The sequence below is a fragment of the Mycolicibacterium sp. XJ879 genome (assembly GCF_053483935.1).
Genome location: NZ_JBEFTH010000014.1, coordinates 59,514 through 74,819 on the forward strand (window position 1 = coordinate 59,514; position 15,306 = coordinate 74,819).

Here is a 15,306-nt window from a genome sequence, read left to right on the forward strand (position 1 = left end):
TTATCTCCGTCCTGCTGAAGGCCGCATGACCGACCAGAAAGTCAAGACCCGTCGGTCGTTGGTAGCCCGGACCATCTACCGGTTGTCGGTGCCGATCATCATCGGGTGGCTGGCGCTGATCGCCGTCCTGACCTTCGCTGTTCCGTCGCTGGAACAAGTCGGCCGGGAAAGCTCGGTTTCGGTGATCCCCAAGGGCGCACCGTCATTCGAGGCGATGCAGCGTATGGGTGAGCTGTTCGAGGACTCCGACTCCGACAGCATCGCGATGATTGTCTTGGAGGGCCAGGAACCTCTCGGCGATGAGGCACACCTCTACTACGACGAGTTGATCCGTCAGTTGAGGGCCGACACCACCCATGTGCGTCACGTTCAGGACTATTGGGGGGATCCGCTCACCGCGTCGGGCGTGGAAAGCGCCGATCGGATGGCCGTCTACGTCCAGTTGAATCTGGCTGGTAACCAGGGCGAATTGCTGGCCAACGAGTCGGTCGAAGCCGTCCGCGACATCGTCGAACGGACGCCGGCGCCGCCGGGCGTAGAGGCCTATGTCACGGGCTCAGCGCCGTTGGTGGCCGACATGAACCACGCCGGCGACAGCTCCATCATCACGATCACCCTGGTGACGCTCGCGGTGATCTTCACGATGCTGCTGTTCGTGTACCGCTCGGTCATCACCGTGATTCTCCTGCTGCTCATGGTGGGCATCCAGGTCCAGGCCGCCAGGGGAGTGGTGGCGTTCCTCGGCGACCAGGGCATCCTCGGCCTGTCGATCTTCGCGGTGAACCTGCTGGTGTCGCTCGGCATCGCCGTGGGAACCGACTACGGGATCTTCTTCACCGGCCGCTATCACGAGGCGCGCCAAGCCGGCGAGGACCGGGAAGCGGCGTTCTTCACCACTTATCGCAGCGTCGCCAAGGTGGTGCTGGCCTCGGGTTTGACGATCGCCGGAGCGATCTACTGCCTCAGTTTCACCCGGCTGCCCTATTTCCAGACCATGGGCGTGCCGTCCGCGGTGGGCATGGTCGTGGCGGTCGGGGTAGCGCTCACGTTGATCCCGGCCGTTATCGCGGTCGGCGGCCGGTTCGGCCTGTTCGAGCCAAAGCGCAAGGTCGTGGTGCGCCGGTGGCGGCGGCTGGGCACGGCGATCGTGCGGTGGCCCGGGCCGATCCTGATCGCGTCCTGCGCGGTCGCGCTGGTCGGGCTGCTGGCGCTTCCGGGCTACAAAACCAGCTACGACGATCGCCTGTATGTCCCACAGGACATTCCCGCAAACGTGGGATACGCAGCCGCCGAGCGACATTTCCCAGAGTCGCGAATGATGCCGGACATCATGATCTTGGAAGCCGACCACGATATGCGCAACCCGGCCGATTTCGTGGTTCTACACAAGCTCGCGAAGGCGATCTTCGCCGTTCCCGGTATCGCGTCGGTGCAGACGATCACCCGGCCCGAGGGGACCCCGATCGAGCGGACCTCGATCCCATTTCAGATCAGCCTGCAAAGCGCCGGCATGCAGCAGATCCTCCCGTTCGGCAGAGATCGCATCGACGGCATGCAGGATCAGGTCGAGAACATGAACAGAATGATCAGCCAAATGGAGCGCACCTACGCTCTGATGCAGCAGATCAGCGATATCACGCATGAGACGACGCTGATGAACAAGGAAATCACCGAGGTCACCGATGAGTTGCGCGACAACATCGCCAACTTCGACGACTTCTTCCGGCCGATCCGCAACTATCTGTTCTGGGAACCGCACTGCTACAACATCCCCGTCTGCTGGGCGGTGAGGTCGGTCTTCCAGGGCCTCGACGGCACCGACCAGATCAGCGTGCAGATGCACGAGATCCTGGTACACGTCGATAAGCTCGACCTTCTCCAGCAGGACCTACTCACCCTGTTCCCGCCGATGATCGCCAGCATGAAGGCCATGCGGACCATGATGCAGACGACCCACAGCACCATGGACGGCATGATGGCGCTGATCGACGACACGATCCAGAACGCCAGCGCCATGGGCCAGGCCTACGACGCCGCCCAGAACGACGACTCCTTCTACCTGCCACCCGAAGTCTTCGAGAACGAGGACTTCAAACGCGCGATGGAGCTGTTCTTCTCACCGGACGGTAAGGCGCTGCGCCTGATCATCACGCATCGCGACGATCCAGGGACACCCGAAGGTATCTCGCGCGTCGACGCCCTGCACACCGCGGCCCAGGAGGCCCTGAAGGTCACGCCGCTGGAAAGTGCCAAAGTCCATCTCGCCGGGGCAGCGCCCACGTTCAAGGACCTGCGCGACGGGTCCAGGTACGACCTTCTGATCGCGGGAACAGCGGCGCTGTGTCTGATCTTTTCCATCATGCTGATCATCACGCGAAGTTTCGTCGCGGCGCTGGTAATCGTTGGCACGGTGGCGCTTTCGTTGGGCGCGGCGTTCGGGCTGTCGGTGCTGATCTGGCAGCACATCCTCGGTATCGAGTTGCACTGGCTTGTGCTCGCGATGTCGGTGATCATCCTGCTGGCGGTCGGTTCTGACTACAACCTGCTGTTGGTGTCGCGGATAAAGGAGGAGATCGGCGCGGGGTTGAACACCGGCATCATCCGGGCGATGGGCGGCAGCGGCAAGGTGGTGACGGCCGCGGGCCTGGTGTTCGCCTTCACGATGCTGTCGATGGTGGTCAGCGACCTGCGCATCATCGGGCAGGTGGGTTCCACCATCGGGTTGGGTCTGTTGTTCGACACGTTGGTGGTGCGCGCGTTCATGACACCGTCGATCGCCGCGCTGCTGGGCCGGTGGTTCTGGTGGCCGCTGCGGGTTCACCCACGGCCGGTCGCCGCGGCCCGGCGCCTTCCCGCCGACGAACAAAATGCCTCGGTTAGCTAACGTTCCTCAAGGAGTGCGCGATAAGGGGGTAACGGGCTTGCCGGTCGGCAGTCCGCTACCAAAAAGTTTGGGAAGATCCCGGATTGGCCACTAGAGTCTGTACGGTCGGGGATCACTTGTCAGGGAGGAAATCTGCACATGATCCAACTGTCGTTGACCAGACTGGCTGTTGTGGTCGGCGGTGTCGCACTGTCGCTGGGCGTCGGATCCGGCGTTGCATCCGCGGCTCCTGATCTGGGCCCGGCCATCAACACCACGTGCACCTACCCGCAGCTGGTGGCGGCGCTTGAGGCGCAGAACCCGCAAGTCGCCGCGGCGTTCAACAAGACGCCGATTGTGCAGCGGGGTCTGAACGAGTTCCTCGCCGCGGGTCCGGAGCAGCGCGCGAAAACGGCGCAGCATGTTGCGTCCGCGCCGCAGATGCAGCCGTACCTCCCGGCGATCGAGGGGGCCTTCCGCACCTGCAACAACTTCTGACCAGTAACTGACCGAAACGGGCGGCGGCCTCTTGGCTCCGCCCGTTTCGCGTTAGTGCCCGTTTCGCGTTAGTGCCCGTTTCGCGTTAGTGGATGTGGCCGGTCAGGTCGAAGTCCGCCATCGTGGCCCTGGCCAGTTCATATAGGGCCGGCTTGGTGTTGTCGGCACCGGGCTGATAGGCGCCGACGCTGATGAAGATCTGGCCGTTGATGCGCCCGGACAGGATGATCATCCGGCCGCCGATCTGCTCGAGGAACCGGCGGCTTTCGCGTTGTCCGGTTCCTCGGGCGTTCTCGTATTCGGCGATGGTGCCGGCCGGGCAGCCGATCACCGAGTGCAGATCGCCGAGGTAGGAGCAAAACACCGGCTGATCGGGGTCGGTGGGCATCCGGGCGACCATATTCTTCAGCGCACGTTTCGGCGTGAACGACGGCAACCACAGCAGCTGCTTGGACTCGTCCGGGGTCTCCTTCAGCGTGCGAAGCGTCTCTTTGACGGCGGCGCGGATGTCGCTGAGGTCGGTCGTCAGCGGCTTCGGGTCGACGCTGACACGCGCATACGACAACGCCATCGCCCGAGTGTCGTCCTCGGTGCGGTCGCTGATGGGAATCTGCAGGGTCACCGCCCCATCATCGGCGCGCCGACGTCCGATCCGTTCCCCGAACTTCGCGGCGAACGCCGCGGCCATCGTGTGGCTGGCTCCGCCGAGGGCTGCGGCGCGGGCATCCCACTGCTCCAGGTCGATGTAGATCGTCAGGGCCGGCACCAGCACGACGTCGTCACCGTCGGGGACGACGGCGGCTTTCGCTCGCTGCGGACGGTTCTTACGCGGCTGGGTGCGCGCCTGCTTTCGGGCCAGGCGTGCTGCCGTGGTGAGCGCCCGGGCCACCTGGGGGATGTCGCGCGCCGTCTGGCGGGCGTCCTCGACGATGGCGCGTACCCGAGTGCGTGATTTCGGCAGCGGGTAGCCGAGCTCGCGTGTCTTGCCGAGGGCCGCTTCGATGATCACCAGGGCCAGACCGAGGCCGTCGATCAGGTTGTGCGAGAGCACCAGGCTGATCCCTGTCGAGCCGTCCGTCAGCGGAAGCACGCCCAGATGCCAGCCGGGCCCCGTTTCGGGATCGATCGGCAGCTGTGAGCGTTCATCGACCCAGTCGCTGAATTCTTCGCGGGGCCGGGCTGTTTCGGCGATATCGAACTCCAGCGGCCCGCGATCGACAACCCATCGATGCCGCGCGATCGGAAACGCCGGACGCTCGATGCGCCGTCCCAGCAACCCCTGGCCGAGGTGGTAATGAAAGCGCCGCAACGCGTCGTAGTCGACGGGGTGCTCGTAGAGCCACGTGACCTGAATGACGACGTTCATGTCGGCGGCGTAATGCTCTGCCAGCAAGGCTTCGTCCGCTACCGCCAGCCGATTGTCGGGCAGCACATCAGCCCTCCGCGCAGCCATCAGTCAGCCTCCTTCACATACAGCCCGCAGATGCGGCGTGTTGAGGTTGCGGCAGAAGCGATCACACCGCTGCCAACACCGTCTGTTCACTGGCCAGCGTATCGGCCAGGTGCTGGCCCAGCGTACGCGCGGTGTTGTGCGCGGCAATCGCCTTGGGTGTCACGCGTATTCCGGTCTCGGATTCGATGCGGTTGCGCAGCTCGAGGAACCCGAGGGAGTCCAGCCCGTGGTCGGGGAAGGAGTGGTCGGGATCGACCGTGCGTCGCAGGATGAGGCTGGCCTGCTCGGTCACCAGCCGTCGAAGCCGCGCCGCCCACTCGTCGCGGGGCAGCGAGCGCAGCTCGGCACGCACCGCGGCGGTGTCGTCTCGTGCTTCGCTCGCGGTCTTGAACGCCTCGGCGAACGGGCTGCGCGCAACGAGTGCGTTGAACAGCGGGGTGCCCTTGGTGGGCAGGTAGCCGGTGTAGCCGCGGTCGTAGCGCAGCAGCGCCTGGAAGGCATGCGCACCGTCTTCGGGGGTGATCATCGTGGTGCGGCCTTCTTCCAGGGATGCGGCGCGGCCGACCTCAGCCCATGCTCCCCACGCGATCGTGGTGGCGGGCAGGCCTTCTGCCCGGCGCCAGTGGGTGAAGGCGTCCAGCCAGCTGTTGGCCGCGGCGTAGGCGCCCTGGCCCGGGGAGCCGAGCAGCGCGGCCGCCGACGAGAAACAGCAGAACCAATCCAGCGGCTGCGTGGATGTCGCTTGATGCATGTGCCAGGCGCCGTGCACCTTGGCCATCCAGTCCCGCTCGATCAGGTCGTCGGTCATGGTGGTGAGGGTGGCGTCCGCCACGACCGCGGCGGCGTGCAGCACCCCCCGGACCGGCAGCCCGGTGGCGGTGGCGGCGGCGACGAGGCATCCTGCGGTTGCCGGATCGGCGATATCGCCACACTCCACGTGGATCTGCGTACCGCTGTCGCGCATGCGCTCAATGGCTTGTTGGGCAGCAGCATCGGGTTGTGAGCGACTCGTCAGCACGATCCGGCCACAGCCGGCCGAAGCCATCTCGGCGGCCAGGAACAAGCCGAGCCCGCCAAGACCGCCGGTGATGATGTAGGCGCCGTCGGGACGGAAAACCGGGGCCTGCTCTGGTGATAGCGCCACGGTGCTGTGTCCCCGGCGGGGCACGTCGAGCACCAGCTTCCCGGTGTGTTCGGCCGCGCTCATCACCCGAATCGCGGTGGCCGCCTGGGCGAGCGGGTAAGAAGTGGTCTGCGGCGGCGCCAGCTCACCGGTTGCCACCAGCCCGTACACCCGCCGCAGCAGGTCGCCGACCCGCTCGGGGCGGCTGTGGACCATCAGCGCCAGATCGACGTAGTGGAAGGTGAGGTTGCGGCGGAAGGGGTACATGCCCAGCCGGGAGTTGGCGTAGACGTCGAGCTTGCCGATCTCGACGAAGCGTCCGTCGATGTCCAGGAGTTCGAAACCGGCGCGTTGCGCGGCTCCGGTGAGGGAGTTGAGCACGATGTCGACCCCGGCGCCGTCGGTGTCGCGGCGGATCAGGTCGGCGAACTCGGTGCTGCGCGAGTCATAGACATGTTCGATACCCATGTTGCGCAACAGTTGCCGTCGTTCCGGGCTTCCGGCGGTGGCGAAGATCTGCGCTCCGGCGGCGCGGGCGATCGCGATGGCCGCCTGCCCGACGCCGCCGGTGGCGGAGTGGATCAACACCCGATCCCCTGCGGCGATCCGGGCCTGGTCGTGCAGCCCGTACCAGGCGGTGACGTACGCCGTGGTGGTCGCGGCCGCGACCTCATCGGTCAGGCCGGCCGGAAGCGGCGCGGCGGCGCGGGCGTCACAGGTCACGTGCGTGGCCCAGCAACCGTTTCGGGAGAAGCCCCCGACGTGGTCACCGACCCGAAGATCGGCGACACCGGGCCCGACCGCGGTCACCACGCCCGCGAAGTCGGTGCCAGGCTGCGGCAGTCGGCCCTCGAGGCTGGGGTACTGGCCGAACGCGATCAACACGTCGGCGAAGTTGATGCTCGACGCGGTGACCGCGACCTCGATCTCGCCTGTTCCCGGTGGAACACGTTCAGCAGCAACGAATTCCATCGTACCCAGGTCGCCGGGAGTGCGGATCTGCAGGCGCATACCGTCGGTCTCGTGGTCGACCGTGGTGGTGCGGCGCTCTTCTGGGCGCAACGGTGCGGGTCGTAGCCGCGCGACGTACCATTGGCCGCCGCGCCAGGCGGTCTCGTCCTCGGCGGACCCGGACAGCAGTTCGAGCGCCACCGTGTCGGGATCGCACGCGTCATCGACGTCGATCTGGGTGGCGCGCAGCTCCGGATGTTCGGCGCCGACCACCCGGATCAGGCCGCGCAACCCCGCCTGATCGAGGTTGGACCGGTCTTGATCCGCGACGGTTTGAGCCGACCTGGTCAGCACATAGAGGCGAGGCGGATCGCCCGGCGATTCGGTGAGTTCGCGAGCGATGCGCACCAGCGCAGAGACGTGCGCGCGGGCCCTGGCCAAACCATCTTCATCCACGTCGTTCGGCGCGGGGAACACCAAGACCACGCCGTCGACGGTGCTGGCCGTCAGCCGGTCGCCCAGTTGCTTCGCGTAGGCCACATGGTCGGCGTGCCCGGGCCAGTCGAACCAGTCACATTGTGCGCCATGGCCTTTGATTGCGTCGAGAAGCCTGGTCGTGAGGAAGTCCTCGCTATCGGAGGTGGTGATCAGCAGCCATTCGCCGGGATCGGTGTCCGCGCAGGCGGGTGGGTCATGCCGCCGCCATTCGACGCTGAGCAGCCGGTCGGCGAGCACGCGTTCGGCATCGCTTCCTTCCGAACTGCTGCCCAACTGGAACCCCCGCATGGTCAGCACCGGCGCCCCGGCCTCGTCGAGGATGTCGATATCGGCATCGATGCCGGTTCGGTCCTGGGTGTTCAACCGGACGAAACAGTACCGCGGCTTACCCGCCGGATCGCAGATACGCAGCCGTCGAATTCCCAACGGCACCAACAGCTCCGCCTGGATGACGGACGGGTGCGCGGCTACCGCTTGGAAGCAGGCGTCGAGCAGCACCGGGTGGACACCGTAGGCGCTCTGCTGCGCGCGCAGCGCCCGGGGCAGTGCGATCTCGGCGACCAGCGTGCATGCGTCATCGGCGGTGTGGGCGGCGATCAGGCCCGCGAACGCCGGACCGAGGCGGACCCCGCGGGAGTCGAACAGCGCTCGTAGCTCGTCGCCTTCGGTGCGGGACGGGTGCGTGGCGAGCAGCGTGGACATATCGTGTCGCTGCGGCGCAGGCTCGTCGTCGGCCACGTGCAGGCGTGCGACGGCTCGCCGGGTGTGTTCGCCTTCGTGGTCGGTCACCACTTCGAACTCGACGACGCCGGGCGCCTCGACCGCCGCGAGCGTGGTGATCGGCGTCTGTTCGTCGAGCATCAGCATCTGCTCGAAGCTGATGTCGCGGACCTCGGATCCCTCGCCGAGCATGGTGCGTGCCGCCGACAGCGCCATCTCGCAGTAGGCCGCCCCGGGCAGGGCGGGCACGTTGTGCACCTGATGGTCGCTCAGCCACGGCAGCGCCGCGGTGCCGACCTCACCTTGCCAGGCATGGCGCTCCGGCTCTTCCGGCAGCCGCACATGCGCGCCGAGCAGCGGGTGCACCACGAGGTTCGGCGTGCCCATTGCCAGTGCCTGGCGGCTGGTGTCACCGGACCCGATGCGCAGCCGACGGTGCGTCCACGTCGGCAACGGTGCGTCGACCAGCCGACCACTTGGATAGAGCGCCGAGAAATCGACTGCGGCACCGGCACAATGCAGGTTCGCCAAGAACTCGCGCAGGCCGTGTGGCAACTCCCGTTCACGCAGCAGGCACGGCAGTGCCTGGGCCGAGATATCGGCCGCCTTCGCGGTCTGTTCCACGGCGCGGGTCAACAGCGGGTGCGGGGAAAGCTCCGCGAAGACCCGGTGGCCGTCCTCCAGCGCGGCCTGCACCGCGTCGGCGAACCGCACCGGACGGCGCAGGTTATCGACCCAGTAGCGGGCGTTCAGGACGGGCTCGCGCCGCGGGTCGTCCAACGTCGCCGAGTAGAACGGCACCGCAGGAGCCATCGGCGTGAGCTCGGCCAACGCATCGGTGAGATCGGCGAGAATGGGATCGACCTGCGGTGAGTGCGACGCGACGTCCACTGCCACCTCGCGCGCCGTCAGGTCGCGGCGCTCCCACATCGCGACCAGGTCCCGAACCGTCTCGGTCGCCCCGCCGATGACGGTGGACTCCGGCGAGGCGACCACCGACACGACGACGTCGGACAGCTTTCGCGCGGCCAACTCCTCGCGCACCTGTCGCGCGGGAAGCTCCACGGACGCCATCGCGCCGGCGCCGGCGATGGTCGCCAACAACCGCGAGCGGCGACAGATGACGCGCACCCCGTCCTGGACCGAAAGCGCCTCCGCGACGACGGCAGCGGCGACCTCTCCCATCGAATGCCCGACGACCGCGCCGGGGTGGACGCCGTAGGAGCGCATTGCGGCGGCGAGCGCGACCTGCATGGTGAACAGCGTCGGCTGGACCCGCTCGATACCGTCGACCGTCTCGGGTGCCGACATCGCCTGGGTGACCGAGAACCCCGCTTCCGCGGCGACCAACGGCTCCACCTGAGCGACCGTCGCGGCGAACACCGGCTCCGTCTCCAGCAGCGCCGCACCCATCGCCGCCCACTGCGAACCCTGCCCGGAGAACACCCATACGGGTCCGCGGTCGTCCTGGCCGACCGCGGCGGGATATGTGATGGCGCTGTCAGCGACCTCCTGCAACCGCTCGGTCAGCTCCGGCAGGTCCGCGGCGACCACCGCCGCGCGCACCGACCGGTGGCCGCGTCGGCGCGCCAAGGTGTAGGCCAGATCGGCGGGCACCAGCTGATCGGCGCGGACGCTCACCCATTCAGCGAGCCGGGCGCAGGTACGGTGCAGCGCTTCGCTCGAGGTGGCTGACAGTGCGAACACCAGCGAGCCGGGCGAGACTGCGGCCGCCTCCCGCGGCGCGCACGTAGGGGCCTCCTCCAGTACGGCGTGCACGTTCGTACCGCTCAGACCGTACGACGATACGGCAGCCCGACGTGGGTGCTGATCCTGCGGCTGGTCTTGCTGCGATGGCCATGGGGTGGCGGCAGTGGGTACGAACAGTCCGGTCTCGATTGTTGCCAGGTCGTCGGGCAGCCGGGTGAAGTGCAGCGACGGCGGGACCACACCGTGTTGCAGCGCGAGCGCGGCCTTGATCAAGCCCAATGTGCCTGCGGCGCCCTCGGTGTGGCCGAAGTTGCTCTTGGCCGATCCGAGTGCGCACGGTCGACCATCGGTGCCGTAGACCCTCGACAGGCTGCCGAACTCGATCGGGTCACCGACCCGGGTGCCGGTGCCGTGGGCTTCCACCATGCCGACGGTCTTGGGGTCGACGCCGGCCGCCGCCAGCGCTGCCCGGTATGCGTCGGCCTGCGCTTCCAACGACGGTCTGGAGATGGTCTTGGTGCGTCCGTCGTGATTGGCTGCCGTGCCGCGGATCACGGCGAGGATCCGGTCGCCGTCTCGTACCGCGTCGGGCAACCGCTTGAGCAACACCACGGCGCATCCCTCGGACCGCACGAACCCGTCCGCTGCGACATCGAACGAGTGGCAACAGCCGGTGGGGGAGTACATGCCCAGCGCTGACCCCGCGGTGTTCATCAGCCCTGAGATCAGCGTGTTGACGCCGCCTGCCAGGGCAAGGTCACTCTCCCCTTGGTGCAGGCTGCGACAGGCCAGGTGCAGGGTCAGCATGCCGGTGGAACACGCGGAGTCCACCGTCAACGCCGGACCGTGCGCACCCAGCCAGTACGCAATCCGGCCGGACGCCATGCTGGGGGTATTGCCGGGGTACGCGTAGGCGTCGTGTACGACGCCGGATTCGTAGGCCAGCACGACGTGGTCATCGTGGACCACCCCGACGAAAACGCCTGTCTTGGACCCGAACAGCGAACGCGGATCGAAGCCGGCATGCTCGATGGCCTCCCACGATGTCTCCATCAGCAACCGGTGGTTGGGGTCCATGTAGGTCGCTTCATGGGTCCGCAGACCGAAGAACGGAGCATCGAAGCCCCATATGTCGTCGAGAAATCCGCCGTACCGCGTCACTGACTTGGCGGGCACGCCAGGTTCGGGGTCATAGAAATCGTCGACATCCCAGTGATCGGCCGGGATCTCGGTCACCAGATCATCGCCCCGTAGCAGCGCTTGCCACAGCTTGTCCGGTGATTCGATACCTCCGGGAAGTCGGCAGGCCATGCCGATCAGTGCGATTGGAGTGACAGGAGCGTCCCCCATAGCCCTTCACCTTCTTTCGAGCGGTACTTCAGCGGGCGCGGCCGAACTCGATACGTGTTCGGTGTTTCCGCAACGTCCAGTCGACGGCCGCGTCAAAGGTCAAACTAGCCGAGTTGGTCCGGTGGTCTGACCGATTTGCTGCGATGGGGCTGCGATGCGGTTTGTTTTGCGCCGCCTACCGCCGTTGCGGGGGAGGAACGTTGCGGAGTGCACAACGATGGGCCGAATCCGCGTTGGTGCGGTGAATTAACCGCATCGGCTGCGCCGGCGCGCGTATCGCCGATCTAGGCCTTGTCGGCGTCGGAGCCGAACCCGGTGGGCGACGTGCGCTTTCGTTCGCTCTTGATGACGCCCACCGTGTCGGTGAGCCAACCCCGCAACACACGCTTTAGTTGGAACTGTCCTTGTAGCGTGGTGTCGGGGTAACTGTCGGTGAGGTCGACGAATTCGTAACCCGGTTCTTTGCAAATGAGGTACTGCTGGTGTGGCAGGGCAAAGATTCGTGCGCCCACCGCTTCTGCGAAGTACACCGCGAACGGGAACACCAGGGTGGGCTCGAAACGGTCCCCGTGCTGCCACACCGTGTGCGCGAAGTCGTCGCCACCGATCCACCCGCCGGCCCGGACCTTGGGCCACACGTTGATGAGGTCGATCGAAATGCCCCGCAGCGTATGGTCACCGTCGACATAGGCGAAGTCGAGGCTGCCGTCGGGGATCTGGTCGATGATTTCCAGGGTGGTTCCGCGCAGGATGACGCGCTTGTCGGCGGCGAACTCGGTGTTGGCTTCGGTTTCGGCCAGGTAGGCGTCGAACCGAGAGTCGTCGGTATTGCTGGGTTTGTTCCAGTCGTCGAGGTGCCGCCACGGGTCAACCATGTAATAGGTGCGGATCGAGTCGCACGCGGCAAGTATCTCCGCGGCGAATCGACCCCGGTAGACGCCGATTTCGGCCATCGACTCGACCCGGTTTTCCTGCAGAAATTCGGTCCACAGCTGGTACCGCGTGCCGCTCGCGGACAGCCGCCGAACTGCTTCGTCCACCATTTCCCCTCTCGCGAGCGATGTGCCGCTTACGGAACCTACGTGGTCGGGCGGGCGTCGGAGGCGCGAATCGCGGTTATGGATGTTGCTGGCGACCGGTATCGCTCAGGCCAAGAAACGCGTAATCGTTCGAATTGGGGGGTCAGCTGACAGGGCCGCCTTGGAAGCTAGAGTGTTCGGGCATGTCCCACTGGATCTGGGTTCCGACTTCACAAAGCGCTGCTTTGCGTGCGCAATCGTGTTGAAATGCGACGATGGTCAAAAAAGGTGCCGCCCGTTGGCGGCGGGCAGTATCAGTGCTGGTTGGCTACGTCTCGTTCGCTCCCCGTGGCCTTCGGTAATCGGTGAGTGCCAAGCGCACCGTCCGGACTGCCCGTGCCCATGATCCGCAGATATTGCATTAGTCATAAGCAGCCGCTGTTGCCTGAAAGCTGGTACGACGAGTGCATCTCGCTGGGGGATTACCAGCCCGATTCGGCGCTCCACGTGCGGCACCTCGACCCGTTTTGGCACGAGGCGCGGCCGGTCGCATTCGGCGCTGCGGGAAGTTTCGTCTTACCCATCGCCGCCGGGAGGGACTCCGGTGATGCTGAACTGATCGAACTCTCATCCTACCGCAAAAGGATCTTGCCTTCCCCGGAAGGGGTGGAGTCGGTGCGGTACCCGACCCTGCGGGAATTGAGATGTGACCGCGTGGAACGGGAGGCCGAGCTAGCGACGTATGTGCCCAGAGACGGCCTTCCATTTCTTGTCGCACAGCCGCTGTACTTCAAGAAATCGGTTTTCAAACACTATGCGGCGATTCATCACCGCAGAGATATTCTCGACTACACGGCGATCGCCGTGGAGATAGGTGTGCTGAACTCCGACACCGCATCCGAATTCCTGGCGGCACAGCATTTTGTTCCAGGCGGTGTTGAACTAGGAATCTTTCCGAAGCCGTGGCTGGTGCGTGTTTTGTCAGCGATCGAACGGGTGGGTCGACAATTCGTGAAGCGGTACGGTGCCCGCCTGAGGCGTTACAACACCTATCAGATAAGGGCGGTCGGATTCCTCTCCGAGAGGTTGGGCTCTTTCTTTCTGATTCGGCACCTCATCGAAGAGTACTCAAACAATATTCCTGCCGAAGTATTCGGACATATGACGGTCATGGTAGAGGGCAAATCCAGCTACTCCGCCGGCTTAGCAGAACAACCCAGGAAGTGGTCGGGTCGGGGGCATCAACTCACGCAGCGGCGCACGCGATGAAGGCGGTCATCCTGGCGGGAGGTAAGGGAACCCGACTTACCGAAGAGACCGTGGCCCGGCCCAAGCCGATGGTGGAGATCGGCGGGCGGCCGATCCTGTGGCATATCCTGAAGCACTACTCCCGGCACGGTATCAATGACTTCGTCGTTTGCTGCGGCTACAAGGGTTACCTGATCAAGGAGTACTTCGCGAATTACTTCTTGCACATGTCGGATGTGACATTCGATCTCTCGGTCAACAAGATGGAAGTGCACGAGCATTACGCGGAGCCTTGGCGGGTGACGCTGGTGGACACCGGTGACGAAACCATGACGGGCGGTCGCCTCAAGCGGGTGTCGCCATACATTCAAGACGAAGAGGCGTTCTGCTTCACCTACGGTGATGGGCTCAGCGATGTAAACATTGCCAAAAGCATTGAGTTCCACCGTCAGCACGGGCGCAAGGCCACCGTCACGGCAGTGCTTCCTCCTGGGCGTTACGGGGCCATCGAGCGCGACGGCGACCGGGTAGCGCGCTTCGTCGAGAAGCCGCCCGGTGACGGCGGGTTCATCAACGGCGGATTCTTTGTGCTGTCGCCGGCCGCACTCGACTACATCGACGGTGACCAAACTGCTTGGGAAGGACCGCCGTTGGCGCGTCTGGCTGCCGACGGCGAGCTGATGGCATTCGAGCACTCCGGCTTCTGGCAACCCATGGACACTCTTCGCGACAAGAACCTGCTCGAAGACCTCTGGAACAGCGGCGAAGCGCCATGGAAGTGCTGGCGCTGAACACTTTCGGCGCCGCGTACCGTGCGCGCCGGGTCTTGGTCACCGGCCATACGGGGTTCAAGGGCAGCTGGTTATGTCTTTGGCTGCAGGCGTTGGGCGCACATGTCACCGGGGTGGCGTTGGACCCGCCGTCGGAACCCAGTCATTGGGAACTGCTGAAGCTGTCTGTCGACGATCACCGCATCGACATTCGCGATGAAGCGGCGCTGCGACGGGTTTTCGCCGCGCAGCGACCTGAGATCGTCTTTCATCTGGCCGCCCAACCGTTGGTTCGCCGGTCCTATCAGGAACCGGTCACCACGTGGGCCACCAACGTCATGGGCACGGTCAACGTGCTCGAGGCCCTCCGCCACACACCGGATGTGCGGGCCGCGGTGATTGTGACAACCGACAAGTGCTACGAGAACCGCGAATGGCCCTGGGCCTACCGCGAACACGATCGGCTGGGCGGCCATGACCCCTACAGTGCGTCCAAGGCGGGCGTCGAGTTGGCGGTGGCGAGCTATCGAACCGCACTCCTGCAACACGAATCGGCGCCGTTGCTTGCCACAGCGCGGGGCGGCAACGTGATCGGTGGCGGTGACTGGTCGCAGGACCGCCTGGTTCCCGACCTGGTGCGTTCGGTCGTCGCCGGTGAACCGCTGGCGGTGCGGTCACCGCACAGCACGCGTCCCTGGCAGCATGTGTTGGATTGTCTCAGTGGGTATCTGCTGCTGGGTCAGCGGCTGCTGGCCGGCGACACCACGTGTGCCGAGGCGTGGAACTTCGGCCCCGACGGGCACGGCAACCGCTCGGTTGAGCAGGTGCTCGCAGAGCTTGCTCGCGGGTGGCCACAGCTGCAGTGGCATGCGGTGACCAGCCCGCAGCCTCACGAGGCGAGGTTGCTGCAACTCGACAGTGCCAAGGCGAGGATGCATCTGGGGTGGCGCCCGGTCTGGGGTGTCGAAGAAGCCATCCGCCACACCGCGGACTGGTATCGCCAACTGCTAGAGGCCGGTTCGGTGTCGAGCGCCGACGAACTGTCGGTTTACGTTGCCGATGCAGGCGACCTGGGTCTGAACTGGGCTACGGCATGAGCGGCG

Annotated in this window: 8 protein-coding genes; 5 read left to right on the forward strand and 3 right to left on the reverse strand. The window is 65.5% G+C overall.

The annotated features are described in order from the left end of the window. Positions 1-25: 25 nt before the first annotated feature. Entirely contained in the window at positions 26-2,884 is a 2,859-nt protein-coding gene (locus ABQF13_RS22805) for an MMPL/RND family transporter (RefSeq protein WP_448395069.1), read from the forward strand. A gap of 138 nt (positions 2,885-3,022) precedes the next feature. Further along, a complete protein-coding gene (locus tag ABQF13_RS22810; RefSeq protein ID WP_448395070.1) occupies positions 3,023-3,361 on the forward strand; it encodes a hemophore-related protein in 339 nt (112 codons plus the stop codon). Between the two features lie 85 nt (positions 3,362-3,446). On the opposite strand, the gene ABQF13_RS22815 is transcribed toward ABQF13_RS22810, so the two are convergent. From ABQF13_RS22815 to ABQF13_RS22825, 3 genes are all read right to left on the reverse strand, one after another. Beyond that, positions 3,447-4,814 (reverse strand): hypothetical protein, encoded by a 1,368-nt coding sequence (locus tag ABQF13_RS22815; protein ID WP_448395071.1) that lies wholly within the window; start codon positions 4,812-4,814, stop codon positions 3,447-3,449. Between the two features lie 61 nt (positions 4,815-4,875). Further along, positions 4,876-11,166, reverse strand: coding sequence for a sulfolipid-1 biosynthesis phthioceranic/hydroxyphthioceranic acid synthase (gene pks2, locus ABQF13_RS22820; RefSeq protein ID WP_448395072.1), 6,291 nt, complete (start codon positions 11,164-11,166; stop codon positions 4,876-4,878). A 284-nt stretch (positions 11,167-11,450) separates the two neighbouring features. Further along, on the reverse strand, positions 11,451-12,206 hold the full coding sequence (locus tag ABQF13_RS22825; RefSeq protein ID WP_448395073.1) for a class I SAM-dependent methyltransferase: 756 nt from the start codon (positions 12,204-12,206) through the stop codon (positions 11,451-11,453). Between the two features lie 420 nt (positions 12,207-12,626). Here ABQF13_RS22825 and ABQF13_RS22830 point away from each other — a divergent pair, with 420 nt between their 5' ends. The 3 genes from ABQF13_RS22830 to rfbG are packed head-to-tail and all read left to right on the forward strand — an operon-like array spanning position 12,627 to position 15,300. Beyond that, positions 12,627-13,454: a hypothetical protein gene (locus tag ABQF13_RS22830; protein ID WP_448395074.1), complete on the forward strand. Its 828-nt coding sequence runs from the start codon at positions 12,627-12,629 to the stop codon at positions 13,452-13,454. After that, positions 13,451-14,224, forward strand: coding sequence for a glucose-1-phosphate cytidylyltransferase (gene rfbF, locus ABQF13_RS22835; protein ID WP_448395075.1), 774 nt, complete (start codon positions 13,451-13,453; stop codon positions 14,222-14,224). The genes ABQF13_RS22830 and rfbF overlap by 4 nt, the downstream gene beginning before the upstream one ends. Beyond that, positions 14,206-15,300, forward strand: a complete 1,095-nt coding sequence (rfbG, locus tag ABQF13_RS22840) for a CDP-glucose 4,6-dehydratase (RefSeq protein WP_448395076.1) — start codon at positions 14,206-14,208, stop codon at positions 15,298-15,300. The genes rfbF and rfbG overlap by 19 nt, the downstream gene beginning before the upstream one ends. Positions 15,301-15,306 lie beyond the last annotated feature (6 nt).